The sequence below is a fragment of the Streptomyces sp. SID9727 genome, assembly GCF_010550605.1.
Lineage (GTDB): Bacteria > Actinomycetota > Actinomycetes > Streptomycetales > Streptomycetaceae > Streptomyces.
Map to the genome: position 1 here is coordinate 60,935 of NZ_JAAGNI010000345.1, position 23,130 is coordinate 84,064.

At 72.0% G+C, this 23,130-nt stretch carries 15 protein-coding genes and 1 pseudogene; 8 read left to right on the forward strand and 8 right to left on the reverse strand.

What is annotated here, in order from left to right; all coding sequences use genetic code 11:
• Window positions 1–125 precede the first annotated feature (125 nt).
• The 6 genes from G3I41_RS23505 (at window position 126) to G3I41_RS23530 (ending at window position 8,837) form a co-directional block, all read left to right on the forward strand.
• Window positions 126–1,838, forward strand: a complete 1,713-nt coding sequence (locus G3I41_RS23505; RefSeq protein ID WP_164402372.1) for a class I mannose-6-phosphate isomerase — start codon at window positions 126–128, stop codon at window positions 1,836–1,838.
• Window positions 1,835–2,761: an ROK family protein gene (locus G3I41_RS23510; RefSeq protein ID WP_164402373.1), complete on the forward strand. Its 927-nt coding sequence runs from the start codon at window positions 1,835–1,837 to the stop codon at window positions 2,759–2,761. The genes G3I41_RS23505 and G3I41_RS23510 overlap by 4 nt, the downstream gene beginning before the upstream one ends.
• Window positions 2,762–2,816: 55 nt before the next feature.
• The gene (locus G3I41_RS23515) at window positions 2,817–3,833 is read left to right on the forward strand and encodes a LacI family DNA-binding transcriptional regulator (RefSeq protein ID WP_164402374.1); all 1,017 of its coding nucleotides are present in this window, start codon (window positions 2,817–2,819) and stop codon (window positions 3,831–3,833) included.
• A 70-nt stretch (window positions 3,834–3,903) separates the two neighbouring features.
• The gene (locus tag G3I41_RS23520; RefSeq protein WP_164402375.1) at window positions 3,904–6,969 is read left to right on the forward strand and encodes a glycoside hydrolase family 38 C-terminal domain-containing protein; all 3,066 of its coding nucleotides are present in this window, start codon (window positions 3,904–3,906) and stop codon (window positions 6,967–6,969) included.
• Between the two features lie 41 nt (window positions 6,970–7,010).
• Window positions 7,011–8,264 carry a hypothetical protein gene (locus G3I41_RS23525; RefSeq protein ID WP_164402376.1) on the forward strand — a complete coding sequence of 418 codons (1,254 nt, stop codon included), beginning with the start codon at window positions 7,011–7,013 and terminating at the stop codon, window positions 8,262–8,264.
• A 150-nt stretch (window positions 8,265–8,414) separates the two neighbouring features.
• Entirely contained in the window at window positions 8,415–8,837 is a 423-nt protein-coding gene (locus G3I41_RS23530) for an ATP-binding protein (RefSeq protein WP_164402377.1), read from the forward strand.
• A gap of 170 nt (window positions 8,838–9,007) precedes the next feature.
• Here the strand turns inward: G3I41_RS23530 and G3I41_RS23535 are convergent, their stop codons facing one another.
• The 4 genes from G3I41_RS23535 to G3I41_RS23550 all read right to left on the reverse strand — a co-directional run bounded on the left by G3I41_RS23535 (window position 9,008) and on the right by G3I41_RS23550 (window position 11,829).
• The gene (locus G3I41_RS23535) at window positions 9,008–9,241 is read right to left on the reverse strand and encodes a DUF5133 domain-containing protein (protein WP_164402378.1); all 234 of its coding nucleotides are present in this window, start codon (window positions 9,239–9,241) and stop codon (window positions 9,008–9,010) included.
• Between the two features lie 218 nt (window positions 9,242–9,459).
• On the reverse strand, window positions 9,460–10,344 hold the full coding sequence (locus G3I41_RS23540) for a DUF1963 domain-containing protein (RefSeq protein ID WP_164402379.1): 885 nt from the start codon (window positions 10,342–10,344) through the stop codon (window positions 9,460–9,462).
• A gap of 45 nt (window positions 10,345–10,389) precedes the next feature.
• The gene (locus tag G3I41_RS23545; RefSeq protein WP_164402380.1) at window positions 10,390–11,406 is read right to left on the reverse strand and encodes an NADPH:quinone oxidoreductase family protein; all 1,017 of its coding nucleotides are present in this window, start codon (window positions 11,404–11,406) and stop codon (window positions 10,390–10,392) included.
• A 57-nt stretch (window positions 11,407–11,463) separates the two neighbouring features.
• A complete protein-coding gene (locus tag G3I41_RS23550; RefSeq protein ID WP_164402381.1) occupies window positions 11,464–11,829 on the reverse strand; it encodes a MerR family transcriptional regulator in 366 nt (121 codons plus the stop codon).
• A 372-nt stretch (window positions 11,830–12,201) separates the two neighbouring features.
• On the opposite strand from G3I41_RS23550, the gene G3I41_RS23555 reads away from it, so the two are divergent.
• Complete coding sequence (locus tag G3I41_RS23555) at window positions 12,202–13,347, forward strand: MFS transporter (RefSeq protein WP_239081797.1); 1,146 nt, start codon at window positions 12,202–12,204, stop codon at window positions 13,345–13,347.
• Between the two features lie 6 nt (window positions 13,348–13,353).
• On the opposite strand, the gene G3I41_RS23560 is transcribed toward G3I41_RS23555, so the two are convergent.
• Window positions 13,354–13,941, reverse strand: a complete 588-nt coding sequence (locus G3I41_RS23560; protein ID WP_164402383.1) for a TetR/AcrR family transcriptional regulator — start codon at window positions 13,939–13,941, stop codon at window positions 13,354–13,356.
• A gap of 116 nt (window positions 13,942–14,057) precedes the next feature.
• On the opposite strand from G3I41_RS23560, the gene G3I41_RS23565 reads away from it, so the two are divergent.
• On the forward strand, window positions 14,058–14,909 hold the full coding sequence (locus tag G3I41_RS23565) for a class I SAM-dependent methyltransferase (protein ID WP_164402384.1): 852 nt from the start codon (window positions 14,058–14,060) through the stop codon (window positions 14,907–14,909).
• Between the two features lie 91 nt (window positions 14,910–15,000).
• Here G3I41_RS23565 and G3I41_RS23570 read toward each other — a convergent pair.
• From G3I41_RS23570 to G3I41_RS37510, 3 genes and pseudogenes are all read right to left on the reverse strand, one after another.
• A pseudogene (locus G3I41_RS23570) lies at window positions 15,001–15,267 on the reverse strand (TetR/AcrR family transcriptional regulator); the annotation flags it as partial.
• Between the two features lie 64 nt (window positions 15,268–15,331).
• Window positions 15,332–16,546, reverse strand: a complete 1,215-nt coding sequence (locus G3I41_RS23575; protein WP_164402385.1) for a geranylgeranyl reductase family protein — start codon at window positions 16,544–16,546, stop codon at window positions 15,332–15,334.
• Between the two features lie 9 nt (window positions 16,547–16,555).
• On the reverse strand, window positions 16,556–23,062 hold the full coding sequence (locus G3I41_RS37510) for a type I polyketide synthase (RefSeq protein ID WP_164402386.1): 6,507 nt from the start codon (window positions 23,060–23,062) through the stop codon (window positions 16,556–16,558).
• Between the last annotated feature and the right edge of the window lie 68 nt (window positions 23,063–23,130).

Sequence of the window (23,130 nt, forward strand, 5' to 3'; positions counted from 1 at the left end):
CGCCAGGGCTCGAAAAATGGCTCCTGGACAGGGCTTACATGGAGGCATTCGAGAGGTGCCTTGTTCCTTCAGCGTGTTATCGATACCATTCGCGTGCTTGCCCGGTCCCTTCCTCAGGAGCTTCTGTGCACCAGCCCCGTCCTTATGACCGCAACCCGCGGTACGCCGTCACCGGTGGCGCCGTCGTCGCCGGCTGGGCCGCCGCGGTCGCCGATGTGCCCACGACGCCCACCGTCCTCGCCCTGGACGGCCCCGCCGCACTCGACTGGGAGGAGGCCGCCGGATCCCTCGCCGCCGCTCTGCGCGCGCGGGGTACACGGGTCGCGCTGTGCGACGTGCGGACCCTCTGGTCGGCCGAGGCGGTCCAGCGGCTCTGCGTTCCCGACGCGGACGCCGACGCGTTCTTCCTGCCGCTCGCCGAGTTCTCCCTGGACGACCTGTTCGAGACGCCGCCCGTCCGGCCGCGTCCGGACACCGGCGTCCTGCTCGTCTACGGGCCGGGCGCCGGGCTCGGCGAGCCCGACCTGCTGTGGTGGGCCGACCTGCCCAAGCGGTACGCGGAAGAGGCCGTCACCCGCGCCGAACTGCCCCTCGGCGTCAATCTGGGGCGCCCCGGCACCCCCGGTGAGCTGCGCAGCCTCTTCTACACCGACTGGCCCGTCGGCGACCGCCACCGCGACCGCCTGGCCCCGCGCGTCGACCGCTGGATCGACCTCCAGGGCGAGAACGGCCCGGCCTCGCTGGACGGCGCGTCCGTACGGGCCACCCTGGCCACCCTGGCCGCGGGGCCCGTTCGCAGTCGCCCCTTCTTCAACTCCACCGCGTGGGGCGGTCAGTGGGCCGCCCGGGAACTCGGCTTCGAGCCCCGCGACGGCAACACGGCACTCGGCTACGAGCTGATCGCCCCCGAGGCCGGAATCCTGGTCGGCCAGGACGAGGCGGCCCAGGTGGAACTGCCCTTCCAACTGCTCTGCACGCTCCACCCCGAGACGTTCCTCGGCCCGGACGTCCACCGCCGCTTCGGCACGTCCTTCCCGATCCGCTTCGACTACCTCGACACGGTCGGCGGCGGCAACCTCTCGCTGCACCTGCACCCCCGGGAGCAGTACATGCGCGAGACCTTCGGGTGGCCCTACACCCAGCACGAGACGTACTACGTCACCGCGTGCGACCCCGGTGCGAAGGTCTACCTCGGGCTGCGGGACAGTACGGACGTGACAGTCATGCGCGAGGAGGTCGAGGCGTCCGCGGCGGACGGAGTCCCGCTGCGCGTCGAGGACCATGTGATGACGCACGCGGCGGACACCGGGCAGCTCTACATGATCCCCGCCGGCACCCCGCACGCCTCCGGCGAGGGCAACCTGGTCCTCGAGATCAGCGCCACCCCCTACCTCTACTCCCTGCGCTTCTACGACTGGCTGCGCAAGGGCCTCTCCGGCGCCCCGAGGCCCCTCTCCTCCGCCCACGCCTTCGCCAACCTCGACACCGCACGGCGCGGCGACGACGTCCTCAAGGAACTCGTGCAGGAGCCGAGGACGGTGCGCGAGGGCCGGGGCTGGCGCGAGGAGGTCATCGGCGCGCTGCCCGAGATGTTCTACGCGGTGCACCGCTTCGTGATCGAGGGGCCGGAGCCCGCCGAGGACGACACCGACGGCCGCTTCCACATCCTCAACGTCTCCTCGGGCGGCGGCGTCGTCGTGGAGACCGACCGGGGGGACCGGCACGACCTGGCCTTCGCCGAAACCCTCACCGTGCCCGCGAGCGTGGGCGGCTACCGGCTGCGCCCTATGGGAAGCGACCCGGTGCACGTGGTGAAGTCCCTGGTGAGCCCGGCATGAGCCGCGTCCCCGTACTGGAGATCGGCGGCACCCACGTGACGGCCTCCGTCATCGACACCACGTCCGCGGAGACCGCCCCCCTGGCCGTCGTGCGGCAGCCCGTCCCGGCCGACGCGCCGGCCGATGAGCTCCTGGACGCGATCGCCGCCGTCGGTGCCCGGGTCGAGGCTCCGGCGGGCGCCCACTGGGGCGTGGCGATACCCGGCCCGTTCGACTACGAGACCGGGATCGGCCGCTTCCGCGGCATTGGCAAGTTCGAATCGCTGCACGGAGTCGACGTGGGAGCGGGACTTCTCGTCCGGCTCCCCGGAGGCCCGCGCCGCATCAGCTTCGTCAACGACGCCGACGCGTTCGCCCTGGGCGAGTACCGGGCGGGTGCCGCCGCCAGCCGGCGCCGGGTGCTGTGCATCACCCTCGGAACCGGCGTCGGCTCCTCCTTCCTGCTCGACGGCCGGCCCGTGACCGACGGCCCCGACGTACCGCCCGGCGGCCGTGCCCACCGGCTCACCGCGCACGGACTCCCGCTGGAGGAGGTGGTTTCGCGACGCGCGATCCGGAGGTTCTACGCCACCGCCGCCGGACTCCCCGGCCACGGGCCCCTCCCCGACGTGCACGACATCGCGGCCTCGGCCCGCAGCGGCGGGGCGCCCGCCCGGCAGACCATCCGGCACTGCTTCGGCGCCCTGGGACGGGCCCTCGCGCCCTGGTGCGAGCGGTTCCGGCCGGACCTGATGGTCGTCGGCGGATCCATGGCCGGCTCGTGGGACCTCGTCGGACCCGCCGTCCGCGAGGGCTTCGACGCCTGGGCGGCGGGAGCCGCGCCCCCGGCCCTCACGGCGCTGCGCCCGGCGGACGCGCCGCTGATCGGTGCCGCCCACTGGGCCCTGTGCGAAGGCGCCGCCGCCCTGCGGACGCCGACCTAGAATGACCGCGTCACCGACCCATACGCCCGTCCACGCACCCGCAGGAGAACCGCTCATGGCTCAGCACCGCTCGGGCGACACCGGCGCCCCGACGATGCGCGACGTGGCCGCGAGCGCCGGTGTCAGTGCCATGACCGTCTCCCGCGTGCTCAAGGACGACGCCCGGGTCAGCGGCAGTACCCGCGAACGCGTCCTGGCAGCCGTCGAAGCGCTCGGGTACCGGCGCAACGAGACGGCGCGCAGCCTGCGCCTGGGCGGCAGCGGGATGATCGGGCTGGTCGTCACCAACCTGGCCAACCCGTTCTACTCCCGCCTGGCGCTCGGCGTGCAGGAGGTGGCGTCCGAACACGGCCTGCGGGTCCTGCTGAGCAACACCGCCGAGCAGGTCGACAGGGAGCGCGGCCTCGTCGAGGACCTGGCGGGGCGTCAGGTCGACGGCATGATCGTGGTTCCGGCCGGCAGCAGCCACCGGCACCTCGCCCCCGCGGCGCTGCGTGGCATGCCGATCGTCCTGGCGTCCAGGCCACCCGCCGGAATGGACGCCGACTGCGTTCTGGTCGACGACTTCGGCGGCGCCGAACAGGCCGTGGGACAACTGATCGCGGACGGCCACCGCCGCATCGCCTTCCTGGGCAACCCGCCCGCCCTGTACACCGGCGCAGAACGGTTCCGCGGTTACTGGGCGGCCCACGAAGCGGCCGAACTCGAGCCGTCCGAGAGCCATGTGCGGCGCGGCCTCACCGACGTACCCACCGCCGAGGCCGCCGCACGCGCGCTCCTCGACGCCCCCGACCCGCCGACGGCGCTCTTCTGCACCAACAACCGGCTCACCCAGGGGGCCATCCGCGCCGTGCACGGACGCGGCCGTCCCGTCGCACTCGCGGGGTTCGACGACTTCGACCTGGCCGACGTCCTCGGCCTGCCCCTGACCATCGTCTCCTACGACGCCGACGAGATCGGCCGACGGGCGGGCCAGATGCTCATCGACCGGATCAACGGCTCGTCCGCCGAGCCGATCCCCGCCCGCAGAACCGTCGTGCCCACCCGCGTCATCCGCTACGGGACGCGCTGACCCGGACGTCACCGCCGCTTCCACGGCACCGGTCTGCCCTTCTGCCCCCGCACATTCCCCCGGAGCACCCATGCACCACGACCGCATCGTCACCGAACGCCGAGTGGCCCGCGTACTCGATCTGCGCCTGAGGCCCGCCGTGTACCGCGAGAGCATCCCCCTCGACATCGCCAGGTGGAAGGTTCCCGGCGAGCCCGTACCCGTGTCCGAGGGGATCGACGCGCCCTACGAGCCGGTCCGCACCGGCGCACCGTGGGGCCCCGCCTGGTCCACCACCTGGTTCCGGATCAGCGGCACCGTCCCCGCCGGATGGGCCGGGCAGCGCGTCGAAGCGGTCCTGGACCTCGGCTTCGGCGCCACCCAGCCAGGCTTCTCCGCCGAAGGGCTCGTGTACCGGCCCGACGGCAGCCCGGTCAAGGCGCTGAACCCCCGCAACGCCTGGCTGCCGATCACCGAACGCGCCGAGGGGGGAGAGCGGTTCGTCTATTACATCGAGGCAGCGGCCAACCCGGTCATCTTCGATTCCGGAAGCGGCGGCGACCCCTTCGTCCCCACCCCGGCCGGCGGGGTCCCCTCCTGGCTGAGCGGCGAGACCGCACCGGAGACACCGCTCTACCGCCTGAACCGGATGGACCTCGCCGTCTTCGACCCCACTGTCTGGGAACTCGTACAGGACCTGGACGTCCTGTCCGGGCTGATGCACCAGCTGCCCGAGGACTCCACCCGGCGCTGGCAGCTGGTGCACGCCGTGGACCGCGCACTGGACGCGATCGATCTCCAGGACATCGGCGGCACCGCGGCGCGAGCGCGTGACGCACTCGCCCCCGCGCTCGCCTCGCCAGCGCACGCGGGGGCGCACCGCGTCTCCGCCGTGGGACACGCGCACATCGACACCGCCTGGCTCTGGCCCGTACGGGAAACCGTCCGCAAGGCGGCCAGGACCGTCTCCAACGTCACCGCCCTGATGGACGACCACCCGGGGTTCCGCTTCGTCATGTCCCAGGCCCAGCAGCTCGCCTGGCTCAAGGAGCAGCGGCCCGAGGTGTTCGCCCGCGTCGTGGAGAAAGTGCGCACGGGGCAGTTCATCCCCACCGGCAGCCTCTGGATCGAACCCGACACCAACCTCTCCGGCGGCGAGTCCCTGGTACGCCAGTTCGTCCACGGCAAGCGCTTCTACCTGGAGGAGTTCGGGGTCGAGACCGAGGACATGTGGTTGCCCGACACCTTCGGGTACAACGCGGCCCTTCCCCAGCTCATGAAGCTGGCCGGCATCAAGTGGTTCCTCACCCAGAAGATCTCCTGGAACGCGACCAACCCCTTCCCGCACCACACCTTCTGGTGGGAGGGCATCGACGGAACCCGCATCTTCAGCCATTTCCCGCCTGTCGACAGCTACAACGGAGACCTCTCCGGCGCCGACATCGGACACACCGAGCGGAACTTCCGCGACAAGGGACCGGCCAACCGCTCCCTGGTGCCCTTCGGCTACGGGGACGGAGGCGGCGGCCCCACCCGCGAGATGCTGGCCCGCGCCCGCAGGCTGGAGAACCTGGAGGGGTCGGCCCGTATCGAGGTGGAGGGCCCCGCGGAGTTCTTCACGAAGGCGCAGGCGGAGTACGCCGACGCCCCCGTATGGTCGGGCGAGCTGTACCTGGAACTGCACCGCGGCACCCTCACCAGCCAACTCGCCACCAAGCAGGGCAACCGGCGCAGCGAACACCTGCTCCGGGAGGCCGAGTTGTGGTCGGCGACGGCGGCACTGCGGACCGGTCTGCCCTACCCGTACGAGCTGCTCGACCGGGTGTGGAAGACGGTACTGCTCCACCAGTTCCACGACATCCTGCCCGGTAGCTCGATCGCCTGGGTGCACCGGGAGGCCGAGGCGGCCTACGCCGAAACCGCCCGGGAACTCGGCGAGGTCATCGACTCCGCGCAACGCACCCTCGCGGCATCCGGCGTGGAGGCGGCGGGCGGCGAAACCGTGTTCAACGCCGCCCCGCACACCCGGGACGGCATCCCCGCGCTCGGGGCAGCCCGCCGCGAGCGGGCCGCGCGTCCGGTCGAACCCGGCCCCGCCCGAGCCGGCGGATTCGTCCTGGACAACGGCCTCGTACGCGTCACGGTGGATGCCCGCGGTCTGATCACCTCCGCCTGCGACCTGACCGCCGGACGCGAGGCACTCGCTCCCGGCACGGTCGGGAACCTCCTCCAACTGCACCAGGACTTCCCGAACCAGTGGGACGCCTGGGACGTCGACTCCTTCTACCGCAACACCGTCCGCGACCTGACCGAGGCGGACGAGGTCGCCGCCGTGCCCGGAGGCGTCCGGGTGGTCCGTAGCTTCAACTCCTCCCGCATCACCCAGGTGCTGCGCCTCGGCGAAGGCAGCCGCCGCCTCGACGTCGAGACCGACGTCGACTGGCGGGAGTGCGAGAAGATCCTCAAGGCCGCCTTCCCGCTCGACCTGCGGGCGGCGGAGTCGAGCGCCGAGATCCCCTTCGGCCATGTCCGGCGCCCCACCCACACCAACACCTCGTGGGACAGCGCACGCTTCGAGATCTGCGCCCACCGCTACCTGCACGTCGAGGAACCGGGCTGGGGCGCGGCCCTCGTGAACGACTCCAGTTACGGCCACGACGTCACGCGGGACATACGCCCCGACGGTGGAACCACCACGACCGTGCGGCTCTCGCTCCTGCGCGCCCCCCTCTTCCCGGACCCCGACTGCGACCGCGGCGCACATCGCCTGCGCTACGGCCTGGTCATCGGCGCCGGGCTGCGGGACGCCGTCCGCGAGGGCTACCACTTCAACCTCCCAGAACGCGCCGTCCCCGGTGGCGCGCCCGTCGAACCCCTGGTCCGGCTGGCCGGCGAGACCACGGCCGACGTCGTCATCGAGACCGTCAAACTCGCCGACGACCGCTCGGGCCGCGTCGTCGTCCGCCTCTACGAATCCGCGGGCGGCCGCGCGCGGACCACGCTCAGGGCCGGCTTCCCCCTGGCCGGCGCACAGATCACGGACCTGCTGGAACGGGCACTGACGGACGAGCCCGCGCCGGCCGTGGAGGGCCGGGACGTCCATCTCACCTTGCGTCCGTTCCAGATCCTGACCCTCTGCCTGACACCGGGCGAATGACGGGCGCGGCGAGTCGTGTACGCGGTCATTAGGATCCCCGCATGGAGATCGAAGCCGACATCGCGGCGCTCACGGGCGACCTGAACAGCGACGACCCGGAACGTGTGGCCGCGGCGGTCGAGCAGGTGGCGGCTCAGGGCGAGCGTGTGCTACCAGGGTTGCTGGGCGGGCTGGGCGCACCCCACTCGGCCCAGCGACTCACGGCGTACGGAGACGTGCTGAGCCGCATCGGACCGCCTGCCTTCGACGCCGTACTCGCGGCGGAACGCGACGGGGAGCTGGACGGATGGCTCAGGGCCCGGCTGCTCCGCGTCTTCGACGAGCGCTGTGCCGGGCGGTACGCGGCGCTGGCCCTCGACCCCGACCGTTGGGTGGCGGACGGTGGTTTCGAGGGACTGCTCAGGCTGCGCGTGGACTCCGAGGCCGGGCTGCGGGCCCTGGTGGAGAGGGCCGGCCGGGGAGGCGACTTCTACGGTCCGGCCGGTGAGTACGCCCGCGCCATGCTGGACGCCTTCGCGCCGCGCCTGCGGGAGCTGTGCCGGGACCGGACGGCGTCCCGGCCGGTTCGGCGCGGTGCGCTCGGGCTGCTGATCGAGGGCGGTGGTCTGGACGCGCTCGACGCACGCGACCGCGCGCTGGTGGAACGCCTGGTACGGGTGAAGCTCCCGGGCAGCGTCCGCGCGGTGCCGGACACGCAGCTCAGTGCCTGGTGGCTGGCCGTGCCGGGGACAACGTACGAGGGCGTCTTCGAAGCGCTGGGCCTGCATGACCCGCGCCCGGTGACGGTCCAGGCAGGGGTGGCGGCAGCGATGTGCGAGGCGATACCGAGCCCCGTCCCGGAGGACCCGTCCCGGGGCGTCAGCCGTGCCTTCGTGACGCCGGAACTCGACGGCTGGCGGCTGGTGTTCGGCCAGTTCCGCCAGCTCGTCGGCTACGACGACTGGAACGACATGGTCGAGACGGTGGAGCGCGTCAGTGCCGTGTGCGGCAAGGCCCAGCTCTTCTTCGTGGACGACGCGGGCGGCGCGGACATCTGGTTCGCGGCCGAGGACGGCCGGATGGTCGGGCAGTACGCGGGGGAGGACGACCTGGAGGAGGACGACCTGGAGGAGGACGAGGACCCCGACGAGGACCCCGATGACATCACCGGCGGCGTCCGTGAGGCGTGCGGGAAGCTGTCGGTCGACCTGGACCTGGTGGGCGTGTTCGACACGGTCGTACGGGGCCACGGGTGGCTGGCGGTCACCGCACCGGACAGGGGACACGGACAGTTCCCGGGCCTACTGCCGGTCTGACCACCCGGATCCTCGCCCTCGGCCTCGCCGTTCTCCCGGTACTCGTCCACTCCCCGGGCAGAGGGTGACCGGCGTAGCGGTTCCTGCCGCGTCAGTGCCCCGGTCGGGGGTAGGCGTGAGAGGCAGACGTCGAACCGTTGGAGGGACATCATGAGGGAATCACTGCGCGCGGTCGGCTGGGCGCGGTCGTTGCCTCTGCACAGCGAGGTCAAGGTGGCGCGGGAGTGGGCACGCGGCCACCTGGAGGCCCTGCCGTGGGCGGGCGACGCCCCGCACGTCATCGATGACGTGCTGCTCACCGTTTCGGAGCTGGTCACCAACGCACATGTGCACGCCGGCAGCAGCGCGCAGCTGGTGATGACCTGGGACGAGTGTTGCCTGCACGTCGCCGTGCACGACTCCTCGACGACACTGCCCACGCCGCAGCCGCCGAGCTTCGAAAGGCCGGGCGGCCGCGGCATGTTCCTCGTCGCCGCCTTGGCCGACGACTGGGAGGCCCACCCCTGCAACGACGGCAAAATGGTGATCGCCTGCTTCCGCCCGCCCGTGGCCGGCCGGCGGGACGGTGCGTGACGCCGCGCAAGGGGCGGTCGACGTCGGCGAACGCATCGCCGTCGTCGGCGCGGGCGCTCGGCGCCGTGTGGAGCGGTGACGGCACCGGGCGCTGCGCATCCGCGCCGCCCCGCCCGGTCCAGAACCTTCGAAAGCCGTGACAGGGCGGGTCGGCGCGGCAGGCCGTCGGGTCAGCTGCCCGCCAGGACGGAGTCGTCCAGGGGCCGGGCGCCGGGCAACTGGTGCCGGGCGGCGATCAGCGCCGCGTCGATGTCCCGGGTGCCGGTGCACACGCACAGGGTGTAGGCGATGTCGTCCATGCGCTGCCGCACCTCCGCGCTGTCCGCTTCCGCGGCGCCCACGGCCAGGAGGGCCTCGTAGTTCTCGATCAGGTCCCGCAGCACCGCGGGGTGGGCCATCAACATCACAGAACCTTTCTTTCGCACCGGCACCGATCGGCTCAGTGCCGCGCGCTCCTGTACCCGCTGTCACCCCCGGCACTCCTCGCGCGGGCGATCGAGTGCCGGGGGAGTGGCCTTGAGCGCGAGAGCGGCCGACGGCGACAGACGTGTCGACGTCCGGACCGGGAACGACGCAGGGTCCCACCCGGCGCTTACCCGTCATGAAGGCACGTCGGACCTGGTCACGGCACCTCGAAGCGGGTGAGGGCCAGCGCCTTGTCCACCCGGGCGGCGGCCAAGTCGTCGTGGCGGATCACGAAACTCGTGCAGTACTCCTCGTAGGCCCGCGCTTCTCCGGCGAGCGATATCCATTCGCTCGCCATCCGGTGCTTCTCCTCCTCCAGACGCGCATACCACTGAGCGATCGGTATGGCGGGTATCTCACCTGCCTTCTCGCGTCCCGCGAGGGTCTGCTCCGCGATGCTGTTGATCACCTCGTCATCGGCATAACCGCCGATGGCAATGCCGGAGCGGGGCGGCCAGAGTTCGTGTGCCAGAGCCCGGAGCTCGGCCAGGTGCGGCAGATCACGTTCCATGAACCCAGCCAACCGCTGCTGGAAGGGTGACATGTCCTCCCAGTCGAGATCCTCCCAGAACTCGTGCCAGTCCTCGTCACCCTCCTGGAGCCACAGAGGCAGCTCGGCTTCGAGCCCGGCGCCCACGTCGGACTTCTCGCGGACATGCGCGGAGCCGGGGGCTTCCGCGACCGAGGTCTCCGTGCCGGGCGGTACGTACACGACTCGCGCGTACCTGCCGGAACTGTCCCCACAGTCCCTCTCCTGGTGCACGAAGAAGAGCAGCGTCCCGTCCTCGGGCAGGCCGAAACCGTCGACTCCCGGCAGCGCTCCACAATCGACGGAGAGGAGCAAGGGCAACGGTGTGTCCCCGGCGGACGGCCACTCCATACCCACCGGCAGTCTCGGCACCCCACCGAGCTGCCCGACCACCGGACCACGACCCGCGGACAAGCCGATCGACAGTCGGAGGTGCTGCCGGAATCGGCTGATCTCGTCGTCCGGGATGCCCAACTCAAGCGCCGCCCGCCGAAACTCTCCCTGATGATCCATGGCCAAAAGATAAGGATCGGCCGTCGACGCTGTACACCGGGGCGGTCAACGCCAGGGGTCGAGGGCCAGCTTGCCCCGGGTCCGGCCCGCTGCGAGTTGCTGAAGCGCCCTCGCTCCTTCGGCCAGGGGGCGCACCCGGGGAGTGCCGGGCGGATAGACGCCTTGGGTGATGAGGGCATCGAGCTCGACGAGCAGGGACCGGTAGAGGGCGGGGGCCGCGACCGCCAGAGCACCGATGTGCAGGCCCTGGATCCGGACCTGGTGGGTGAAGACCAGGCCGTGTGTCGTCACGGTGGCGTCACCGGACGCGGCACCGAACACGACGACACGACCGGTGAACGGCTTCGCGGCCGACAGGCTGGCGTCGAACGTCGCCCGCCCCACCGATTCCAGGACCAGATCGACGCCACCGGTCAGGCGGACGATCTCCTCGGCCAGCTCGGGGTGGCGGCTGTTCACCACCTCGTCGGCGCCCAGCGCCTTGACGGTGTCGTGCTTCTCCGGCGAGGCCGTGGCGATCACCCGCGCACCGTAGTGCCGGGCCAGGCGCACGGCGGCCTGCCCGACGCCGCCGGCCGCCGCGTGCACGAGCACCGTCTCACCCGGCTCGATCCCGCCCAATGGCTTCAGCGCCGCCAACGCGGTGGCCCAGTTCAGCACCAGGCCGAGCGCCTGCGCATCGTTCCAGCCCGATGGCACGGGCAGGACCCCACCGGCCGGCATCGTCATGTACTGCGCGAAGGCGCCCGGGCCCGCTCCCACGACGTGGGTGCCGAGCGGCAGCGGATCCCCGACGTCCGCGCCGACCGCGACGATCTCGCCGGCGGCCTCGAACCCTGCCACATAGGGTGCCCGCGGACCTCCTCCGTAGAGGCCGCGGGCCTGCATGACGTCGGCGAAATTGACTCCGGCGGCGCCGACGCGGATCAGGTACTCGTCGGGCCCCGGGGCGGGGCGGCGGTGGTCGGTGGCGAGAGCAAGGTCTTCCGGCCCACGGTGCGATCGCTGTACCAGGGCTCGCATGGTCTGCGCGGCGGTGTCGTTCCGTTCGTTGGTGTCCATGGATCGACCGTAGGAACCTGCCACTTGTGGCAAGGTCAAGGGGACGCCGGTGAACGGTCAGAGATCGGCCCGGCGAGCCGCGCGCAGGTATGCGTCGAGTGCCGTCTGCTGAGCGCTGAGCACGGCGATCCGAGCGGCGAGCCGATCGCGGAAGTCGCCGACCTCGTGCAGGAACTCCGCGCGCGTCACCTGGGCGCCCGCACCGGATCCGTCGGTGAGGCCGGGCAGAGCGTCCCTGACCAACCTCACGGGCAACCCGGACTCCAGCAGTGACCGGATGACGAGCACCCGGTCGATCGTGGTCTGGCAGTAGTCGCGGAACCCGTTGCCGAGCCGCCCCGGGACGATCAACCCCTCGTCCTCGTAGTGCCGCAACGACCGCGCACTCACACCGCTGACGGTGGAAGCCTCACTGATCTTCATGCCCGTGTCCAACGCCCCAACCCATCGGAATCTTCCGGGCGACGAGAATCGAAGGCCCCGCACCGGCCCGTTGCCTCGCGCTACTGAGGCGTTGTCAGCTGCCCCTGTAAACAGCACTCGTGGCGGGCATCGCCTCGAACGCCCTCTGTTCGCGCGGCCGATCGCTGCTCGTCGCTGACGTTGATGATCCAGAAGATGGGCAGTACCCCCTGTAGCACGCATATTCGAGGCACAATCGCTCCGTCCCGGGCGCAACGTCACTGACGAAGTGCCCCTCCGCTGCCTTGGAGTGCTCCCATGTCCGCCCCACTCGCACCGCCGCCCGCCAACCCCGGCACCGCCCGCGCCGGACGGCTTCCGGCCGTCGTGCTCATGGCCGGCAGCTGCCTGCCCGTCCTCGGCGCGGTACTCCTCGCCCCTGTGCTCCCCCGCATGCAGGACCACTTCGACAGCGTGCCGGGAAGCGAAGCGCTGGTCCCCGTCGTGCTCACCGTCCCCGCGCTCGCCCTCGCACTGCTCGCCCCGTTCGCCGGAATGATCGTGGACCGGCTCGGCCGCAAACGCCTGCTCGTCGTCGCCACCGCCCTCTACGCGCTGTTCGGAACGGCCCCCCTGTGGCTGGACTCGCTCCACGCCATCCTGATCAGCCGCGTCCTCGTGGGCATAGCCGAGGCGGCGATCATGACCGCCTGCACCACCCTCATCGGCGACTACTACAGCGGTGAACTCCGCGACCGCTACCTGGCCCTGCAAACCATGTGCGCGGCCGCCTCGGCCACCGTCTTCTTCGTACTCGGCGGGGCCCTCGGGGCCGCCGACTGGCGCGCCCCCTTCTGGCTCTACGCCGTCGGACTGCTCGTCGCGCCCCTCATGGCCCGCGCCCTTCCCGCGCCCCTTCCGCCGACGCCCGACAGAGCGGCGGAGGTACCGCTCCCGAGACGTCCGTTCCCCGTCCGGCGTATGGCCGGCATCTGCCTCCTCACGGTTTTCGGCGCCGTTGTCTTCTACACCGTCCCCGTCGAGATGGCCTACCTCCTCGACGACCTGGGAACCGACTCCACCGCCACCATCGGCGCCGTCACCGCGGTGGCCAGCGCCGCCACCGTCCTCGGCTCCGTCCTGTTCACCCGTCTCTCCCCGGATCACCGCCACCGCCTGCCCGTTCTGTTCGCCCTGTGCGCCGCGGGCTTCGTGCTGATGGGGCTCGCCGACGGGCTCCCTCTCCTCATCGCCGGCGCCGTCATCAACTGCGTCGGTACCGGTCTGCTGCTGCCTGCGCTGGTCACCAAGGCCATGTCCCTCCTGCAGTTCGCGGACCGGGGACGCGGTATGGGCCTGTGGACCGCGGCCTTCTTCCTCGGCGAGTTCCTCTGCCCCCTGATCCTTCTGGCGGCCAAGAAACCGGCGGGCGGCCTCGCCACCGCCGTAGCCCTCCTCGGAGCGGCAACCGCCCTCCTTGCCGCGGCGCTGTTCACCACCGCCCGCCGACCCGCGCTCGGCGGGGTGCAGACCGACTGACCGGCGTCAGACGGAAAGGAGCACGGCCAGTAGCCGCCGCGTGGTCGCCGCGGAGTCCGTGGTCTGTCCGGGGCTGCCGGTCATCAGCAGGTGGTGGGTCGTGCCGACGAGCGCGAGCGCGATGGTGGCGGCGTCGCTGCGGGCAGGGACCCGGCCGATGCGCTGTTCCGCCTGAAGGTACGCGGTGACGGCATGCTGGATCGCCTCGAACGCGGGCGCGCCGGACTGCAGACCGTCGCGCGTGTGCGACGCGGCCGCAGGGCGGGTCATCGCCAGGCCCGCCACCGCGGGCGGCAGCGAGTCCATCAGCGTCTGGATGACCTCCTGGAGGTTCTCCGCGACCGTGGCGCGGCCCGCCTTGGCCCGCAGCGCCTCCGCCTGGCGGGCGCTGCGGGCGAAGCGGTCCAGGACCAGCTCGGCGACGAACTCGTCCAGGCCGGCGAAGTGCGTGTGCAACACCCCCTTGGCGCAGCCCGCCTCCGTGGTGACCGCCCGACTGGTCAGAGAGGCGGCGCCGTCGCGGGCCACCACCCGTTCCGCGGCCGCGAACAGCCGCTCGCGCAGATCCGGAATCGCGACTCCACGAGGTGACACAACAGCCCCTTCCTTTCGGCCCGTTGCAACTATGGGCGTTCGCCCATACTCTTTGGGCACTTGCCCATTCTAGGGTCGGGGGTGCATTGTCGCGCCCGGCGGGACGGAGGTCAACCATGGGGCAGTTCGCCAACACCGCGCAGGCCGAGGCGTGGAACGGGTACGAGGGTGCGCAGTGGGCCCGCAGCCAGGAGCGCTGGGACGCTGTCAACGACGGGTTCAACCAGCCCCTGCTGGATGCCGCGGTCATCGCCGGGGCCGACGCGGTCCTGGATGTGGGCTGCGGAACGGGCCGTACCACCCGCCTCGCCGCCCGTCGCGCCGCACGCGGCCGGGTGCTCGGCCTGGACCTTTCGGGGCCGATGCTGGGCAGCGCCCGTGAAAGCGCCGTGCGCGAAGGGGTCGCGAATGTGGCCTTCATGCAGGGCGATGCGCAGGTTCACCCGCTGGACGGCGGGGCGTTCGATGCGGTCATCAGCCGCTACGGAATGACCTTCTTCGGCGACCCGGTCGCCGCGTTCGCCAACCTCCGCCGCGCGCTTCGGCCCGGCGGCCGGCTGGCGTTCATCTGTGCGGCCGAGGCGGAGGCTCAGGAATGGCTCGCCGCGCTGGCCTCGCTCAAGGACATCCTTCCGCTCGGGGGGTTCGGGAACGCCGACGGGCCCGGCATGTTCTCCCTCGCCGATCCCGGCCGCGTCCGGGCACTACTTGCCGGGGGCGGGTTCGAGGAAGCGCATGTGCGGCGCACCGAAGCGATGGGGAAGTGGGGCGCCGACGCCGCGGACGCCGCGGCGTTCCTGCTGGACTCCGGCCCCGTACGCCACCTGCTGGACCAGGTGGCCCAGCCCGCGCGGGAAGCGGCGCGACAGGTGCTGACGGCCGCCCTGCGGCGCCACGAGACGGACCACGGGGTGCGGATGCGCAGCAGCTCCTGGCTGGTCACCGCCCGTCGTCCGGTACACGGCTGAGCCCGGTTCGGATACGCGGGTGCCGCGGGACGGGGTGGAGCGGTGCTGCGGGGGCCGGGACGCGTGCGGGGCGGCGCGGGCCGGCGGACCGTCATCCGGTGTCGCGGCATCCGGCAGGGACGAGGGCGACCATGTGCTTGGCGTAGGACTGGCCGTAGTCGGGGCCGGTGATGCGGAGGTTTCCGATGGCGCGCATCAGCCTGTAGGCGGTGGCACAAGGGGGCATCCCGTCCTCGGTGGCGCAGGCGTCCAGCAGCGTCGCGCAGGCCGGTACCAGGGTGTCGAGCATGAGGGCGTGCAGGTTCTCCAGTCCAGGTCCTCCCGACCCCAGCGCCGCGCCGAGGCCGTGCTTGGTCACCCATGCCGTTTTCGCACGTGCGGGCACGCCTCAGGGCAGCCGGTGGGGCCGACAGGCCGGCTCGTCATACCGGTCGGTGCATGGCTTCGATCGCCGGCGAGAGGCGGGTGGCGATTGCGGTGGTGGTGCGGAGGAGGGGAGTGGCCATGATCCGGGCGACGCTGGTGCGGCCGGAGATGTAGGCGTCGAGGCGGCGCCAGGCGGGAGGCAGACGGGTCAAGGCGGTGTGCACGAGGCGGGGGTTGCGGACGAAGAGGTTCATCAAAGTGCTGCTGGCCTCCATCTCGACGCCGAGGACTTCGGCGATCTGCCACCCGTAGTCACCGGTGACAGCGTCGACCTCCTCCTCGGGGGCGTCCATGAGGCGGGCGGCGGCCCTGCCCGCGAGATCGCCCGAGCGCAGTGCGTAGGAGATGCCCTCGCGGGACCAGTGGTCGACGAGGGCGGCGGCGTCGCCCGCTACGAGAACACGGCCCCGTGCCAGGGGCGAGTCGGAGCGGCGGCACCGGGTCAGGTGACCGGTGTCGTGGAGCGGGCGGGAGCCGGCCAGGCCCTGACGGCTGAGGAAGTCCTCCTTGTACGCGCGCAGTGCTGTGGGGTTCCCGCGCGCCGCGACCACTCCGGCGGTGCAGACATCCCCCTTCGGGAACACCCATCCGAAGGAGCCCGGCAGCGGACCCCACTCCATGAGCGCACGCCCCTGCCACCGGGCCGCGGCCACGTCCGAGACCGGGACCTCGACTTCGAGCGCCAGATCGACCTGGGCGCAGCGCACTCCGACGTACCGGGCGACTCTGCCGGCACTGCCGTCCGCACCGACGACGGCTCGCGCCCGCAACGTGTCGCCGCGCCCGGTCCGTACGGTGACCGTGTCGCCTTCCTGCTCCAGGGAGGTGACCGCGGTGCAGTCGTCGACCTGTGCTCCCGCGGTCGCGGCGGCCTCCGTCAGCGCCGCGTCGAGTTCGCTGCGGTAGACCAGGGCGCAGGTGGGGGTGGAGCAGCTGAGTGTGTGTTCGGCGTGCCCGTTGTGGGAGAACGTGAACCGGTCGGCCGTGTCGCGGATGTTGAGGGGCAGGTCGGGGGGCAGGGCGGCGAGGGAGGCGCCGATGAGGCCGCCGCCGCAGGTCTTGTAGCGAGGGATCGAGGCGCGTTCCAGCAGGAGAGTCGTGCAGCCGCTGCGGGCGGCGACGCGGGCGGCGGTGGCACCGGCCGGCCCCGCCCCGATCACGATCACGTCCCATACGGCGCGCGGGCGGGCGGAAGTGTGCGCAGGAGTCATGGCAGGCACCTAGCGGTTGTCCGGGGCGGAAACGGGGGCGGTGAGGGTGCTGTCGGTCGGTGCGGATGGGCGGGGCACGTCCGCGGCCGGGCGCGGTGACGCCTCATGGTCGTCCTCGTCGGGGTGGAGGCGGCCCATGAGGTAGTGGGTCAGGGCGGAGGCGGTCGGGTGGGTCCACATCACCGTGGTGGGGATGTCCAGCCCCACATCGCGCTGGAGGCGGTTGCGCAGGGCGATGGCCATGAGTGAGTCCAGTCCGAGGGAGACCAGGGAGGTCTCCGCGTCGAAGCGACTGGTCTCCAGGCGCAGGACCGTGGCGATGTGCTCGACCACATGGGCCTGCAGCAACTGGTACCGCTGCTGGGCGCTTACGGTCTCCTTCAGCTGGTCCAGCAGCGCGCTGGGGGAGCCGGGTGAGCCGTCCCCGGCCGGGGAGGCGAGCTGGGAGAAGAACGCGGTGCGTGCGGTGTCGGGATAGGAGTCCAGCCAACGGCACATGTCGATGGGCGTGTAGGCGGTGCGCTCCCGGTCGTGGGTGAGGATGCGTTCCAGGGCGTCGATGCCCTCCTCGGCGGCGATCATGGCGTAGCCCCGCTCCGCCATCCCGGCTCCGCGCCCGACCTGCGCCCACGGCCCCCAGTTGACGCAGGTGGCCGGAAGACCCTGCTCCCGGCGCCAGGAAGCGAATTCGTCCAGCCAGGCGTTGGCGGCTGCGTACGCACCCTGCCCGGGGTTGCCGAGCAGTGACGCGGCCGAGGAGAAGGCCACCCACCAGTCCAGTTGGTGGCCCTCGACGGCGTGGTGGAGTTTCCAGGCGCCGGTCGCCTTCGGGCGCCAGACCCGCTCCAGGAGGGACGGGGAGATGTTGTCCGCGGTCGCGTCCTCGACGACGGCAGCGGCGTGCACGACTCCGCGCAACGGACGACCGGTGTCCGCGGCGGCCCCGACCAGGCGGTCGGCGACGTCCGGCTCGGCCAGATCCCCGCTCACGACGTCGATCCGGGTACCGAAATCCGCGGTGATGGCGGCCAGATCGGCCCGGACGGCCGCCGACGGGGTGGTACGGGAGTTGAGGACCACGGCTGCGGCCCCCCGCCGGGCGAGCCACCGGGCGACGAGCAGTCCCAGCCCACCGAGCCCGCCCGTGATCAGATAGCTCGCGTCCGGCCGCACCACGGGGACGTCCTCGGGCAGCACCGGAAGGATGTCGGTACCCCGGGCCGGCCAGGTGAGGACCAGTTTTCCGGTGTGCTGCGCACGGGCCATGGTGTGAAAGGCAGAGGAGGCCTCGGCGACGGGCTGTTCCGTGACGGGCAGCAGCGGCAGGGCGCCGTCCGCGAGCATCCCGGCCAGTTCGCGGTAGCCCTCGGCGAGCAGTTCGGGGCGGCGTTGCGTCATCATCAGGATGTCGACGCCCGAGAAGGTGACGTTGTGCCGGAACGGGAGCAGCCCCAGACGGGTGTTGGCGTAGATGTCCCGTTTGCCGAGTTCGATGAACCGGCCCTGGTGCGTCAGCAGCTCCAGCCCGGCGGACTGCGCGGGCCCGGTCAGCGAGTTCAGTACGACATCGACGCCCCGCCCACCGGTCAGCACCCGCACCTGCTCGGCGAAGTCCGTCGTACGGGAATCCATCACGTGCTGGACTCCAAGTCCGCGCAGGTACGCCCGCTTGGTCACGCTTCCCGCGGTGGCGAAGACCTCCGCGCCGCAAGCACGGGCGAGGTTCAGCGCCGCCAGGCCGGTCCCGCCGCTCGCGGAGTGGATGAGCACCTTCTCGCCCGGCCGGAGCCGCGCCAGATGCCGCAAGGCGTACCAGGCGGTCAGATAGGCGCACGGCAGGGCGGCCGCGTCCGGTCCGCTCACACCGTCGGGCAGCGGCAGCAGGCAGTCGGCGCGGACCACGGCGAAGGAGGACATGACGGCCGAATCGGAGCGGTCCACGAACATGGCGGCCACCCGGTCGCCCTCTCGCACACCGCGGACCCCGTCCCCCACGGCGGTGACGACGCCGGCACCGTCGAACGCGCAGACGTCCTGGGCTTCCTCTCCGGCGCTGAAGCGCTGGTAGACCCCCATGGCCTGCAGGACGTTGATGAAGTTGACGCTGGTCGCGTCGATCCGGACCTCCACCTCACCGTGCCCCGGTGAACGGCGGGACTGTGCGACGAACTCGAAGGAGTCCAGGTCACCGAGCCGGGTGAGACGCAGGGCCACCCGGTCCCGCGCCCGGTCGACCGTGGCGCGCCGGCGCTCCTGCTCGTCCAGGGGACAGTTGCGCAGCCGCGCCAGGTGCCGGACGCCTCCCCGGTAGGCGATCTCGTCGTGCTCGTCGGGGCAGGACAGAAGCTCGGCGGCCACTTCGGCCACCGGGGTGTCGGGGTCCACGTCGAGAACCGCCGGACGCAGTTCGGGATGCTCGTAACCCAGCACCCGCACCAGCCCCCGCAGACCCGCCTGTCCGAGGTCCGGCCGGTCCCCGGGGGCGATCCGCTGCGCGGTCCGAGTGAGGGTCCACAGGCGTGCGGCAGCGCCGCCGCCCGCGGTTCGCGCCGCACCACGGGTCACTTCCACCAGCCGTGCGACCTGGGCCCGGGCCAGGCTGTCCGGTGAGCGGTCGCCCGCCCCACTCGATGCGGGCAGGTACACCACCGCGCGTGGCGCCCGGCCGTCCGTCCCGCACACCGGCGACGGTCCGTGGCCGTCGTCCGGGGCGAACGTCCGGACGGACACCGTGGCACCCTGCCGCCGGAGTGCGTCCCCCAGGGCCTCCGCGCACTGCGCGCGTCCCGATTCCGCCAGGAGTTCCCAGCTTCCGGGTTCGGACTGCGGCACCGGGCGCTCGCAGGGCTCCCACGCCGTCCGCAGCAGGCGCTGCGAGAAGCGCTCCTGCGGGCTCTGCGCGGGGACGTGGCGGAACTCCACCCCCGTGGCATCGGCGGCCACGCTGCCGTCGTCGGCCCACAGCCGGAAATCCGCCGTGTACTGGCCATCTTCCACCTGACGGAGGGTCACCAGGCAGTGACCGCTCAACGGCAGGGTGCTGTACAGGCGCAGTGTGGCGATGCGCTGCGGCAGGATGCCTCCCTCGGGCACGGCACCGGTGCGCAGGACGACTGCGGCGACGGCCTGGAGGCAGGTGTCCAGGATGACGGGGTGGCAGTGCAGTGCCTGTGCTCCGGACCGGCCCTCGTCGGGGACCCGGAGCCGGGCCAGGAGGCGCGCGCCCGCGTGGCCGACGGGTGCGCCGTCCGCGTGCAGGGAGTGGAGTCCGCGAAAGGCGGGGCCGTGGTGCACGCCGCGCTCCTCGCGCATCTGGCGGTAGATCTCCCCGGCGTCCACCGGGTCGGCGAACTCGGCCCGCAGACGCTCCAGGTCACACGTCTGTGGCACGGGCTCGTCCTTCGGGACAAGGCGCAGGCAGCCTTGGGCGTGCCGGACCGGTGCTCCGTCGGCCGTGGTGCTGACGACCTGCCAGCGCGCGGAGTCCGGGCCGGCCGCTTCGGCCGTCGCGGTGACCGACGTGGTGTCGGACACCAGCAGGAGGCGCTGCAGGTCGATGCCGGTGACCGCCAGCCGGTCGGTGCCGGTGTCGTACACGTCATGGGCGGCCGCTGCCGCCATCTCGCACAAGGCGGCTCCGGGTACCACGACGACGCCGTCGACACGGTGGGCATCCAGCCAGGGGAGTGTCGCAGCGGTGAGACGTGTCTGCCACAGGTGGCGTCCCTCCGCGTCCGGATCGACGGTGTGCGGCCCGGTGAGCGGGTGCCAGGAAGCATTGCCGTGGGATGCCGAGGACTGCCTCAGTGGGGAAGGGTCCACGACGTACCGGGTGCGTTCCCACGTCGTGGGGGGCACGTCCGCCAGGATCCCGTCCCGGTAGCGCTCGGCCCAGTCCAGCGGGTGGCCGGCGCAGTGCAGGGCGGCGACGTGGGTGTGGAACGCGAGCAGGTCATCGGTGTCGCGGGTCAGGGAGGGCACGACCGCCGTGCCGGCGCAGCCGTGCTCCGCGAGCGTGGCCTGGACCGGGTGCGTGAGCACGGGGTGGGGGCCCACCTCGATGAACAGCCGGTGGCCGTCTTCGGCCGCGGCGCGTACCGCGTCGGCGAAGCGCACGACCTGGCGGAGGTTGTCCGACCAGTAGGGGGCGTCGAAGCCGACACGGGCGCGCGGATCGTCGGTGACGGTGCTGTAGAACGTCGCTTCCGGAGCCGTACCGGCCACACCGGCGAGCGCTTCCGCGAGGTCGGGCAGGATGGGGTCCATGTGGGCGGTGTGCGAGGCCACGTCCACCTCGACGACACGGACGCCGACCCCGCAGGCGTCCCACCTCCCGGCCAGTTGCCGGATGCGGTCGGCGTCCCCGCCGATCACGGTGTTCCCCGGCGCGGCGACGACAGCGACGGTCACCCCCCGCACGCCCTCCCGCGACAACCGCCGCTCGACCTCCTCGCGGTCCAGGGCGACCGAGGCCATCAGCCCTTGCCCGGCGGCCCGCAGGATGAGGCGTGAGCGGCGGCAGATGACCCGTACGCCGTCCCGGACGCTCAGCGCGCCGCAGGCGACAGCGGCCGCGACCTCGCCCATGGAGTGACCGATCACCGCCGCCGGCTGGACACCGCGGGAGCGCCACATCGCCGCGAGACCCAGCTGGATCGCGAAGATCACCGGCTGCACCCGGTCGAACCCGGTCACCACCTCAGGACTCCGCAGCGTCCGCCGCAACGAGAACCCGGACTCCTCGGCCACCAGCGGTTCGAGTTCGTCGATGACCCGGGTGAAGTCGGGATCACGGTCCAGCAGCCCCTGGCACATGCCCGCCCACTGGGACCCGTGTCCGGAGAAGACCCACACCACGCCCCGGCGACCGGCGTCCGGCACCGCCGTGCCGGTCGCGACTCCCGCGGGCAGCACGGCATCGGACGACAGCTTCCGCAGGCGGTCCACCAACTGTGTCCGGTCGGCGGCGACGACCGCGCCCCGTTCCCGGGCGGGTGAGCGGCGCACGGCCAGCGTGTGCGCCACGTCCTCCAGCGGAGTCCGGGCCCCCTCGTCCATCAGCCACCGGGCCAGCCGGCCGGCCGCCGAGCGCAGGGCCGCGGGCGTACCGGCGGACAACGGGAACAGGAACGTGGCGGTCTCGCCCGCGGCGGCGCCGGATGAACGGCACTGCCGCGGGCGGACCGCGCGCCGGACCGGTGCGGGCGGTTGCTCCACCACCACGTGCACGTTGGTACCGCTGATCCCGAACGAGGACACCGCAGCGAGCCGGGTTCCACCACCGACGGGCCATGGAGTCGTCTCGGTCGGCACGAACAGGCGAGTGCCGGACGCGTCGATCTGCGGGTTCCAGCTCCCGAAGTGCAGGCTGGCGGGCACCACTCCGTGACGCAGGGACGCGATGGCCTTCAGCAGCCCGGCCACGCCCGAGACCGGTTCGGTGTGGCCGATGTTCGTCTTCACCGACCCCAGCGCACACCGGTCACGGCCCCTGCCGTAGACCTCGGCCACCGCGGCGAACTCGATGGGGTCACCCACCGCGGTACCCGGCCCGTGGGCCTCGATCATCCCGACGTCACCCGGCTCGACTCCCGAGCGCTCCAGCGCGAGCCGGTACAGATCGATCTGTGCGCTCCGCGACGGGGCACTCAGCCGGGTGCCCCGGCCGTTCTGATTGACCGCCGTGCCGCGCAGCACCGCCAGCACCCGGTCCCCGGCCCGCACCGCGTCGGAGAGCCGCTTGAGCACGAGGACCCCGCACCCTTCCCCGCGTACGTAGCCGTCAGCGGCGGCGCCGAAGGCGTGGCAGTGCCCGGTAGGGGAGAAGACACCCCAGAGCGCCGGCGCGATGACCCCCTCCGGCCCCAGCGTGAGCATCGTGGCACCGGCCAGCGCCACCTCCGACTCACCCGTGCGCAGGCTCTGACAGGCGGCGTGCACCGCGAGCAGACCGGAGGCACACGCACTCTCCAGGACAACCTGCGGTCCCCTGAGGTTCAGCATGAACCCGACGCGGCCCGGGCCGATGCTGTCGAACCCGGTGTACATCGCGTAGGCGTTGACCTCCTCCAGAGGCCGCTGCACCCGCACCATGTAGTCCTTCTGATAGATCCCGAAGAACATCCCCGTCGGCGTGCCGGAGAGCCGCTGGGCCGGAATGCCCGCGTGCTCGATCGCTTCCCAGGCCACCTCGGACAGCAGCCGGTGCTCCGGATCGACCCAGGGTGCCTCCTGCGCGTTGATGCCGAAGAACTCCGGCTCGTAGGCATAGACGTCGTCGTCGAGGAAGCACCCGTACCGCAGCCGGTCGGCGACCTGGGAGGGCAGGCCCGCCAACTCCGACTGTCGCCACCGCTCGTCGGGAACCTCGCGACTGGTGTCCCGGCCCGCCAGCAGCAGTCGCCACAGCGACGTCAGGGATCTCACCTCACCGGGAAAGCGGCACGCCGCCCCCACGACCGCGATCGGTCCGTCCTGCTGTGTTTCCGGCCTGTCGTCGACGAGTTGGGTGTGCATGGAGCCGTCCTTCAACGTGAGGAAGCTGGGGCTGCCGGTCAACGGCACGTGACCGGCCGCGCGGCGGC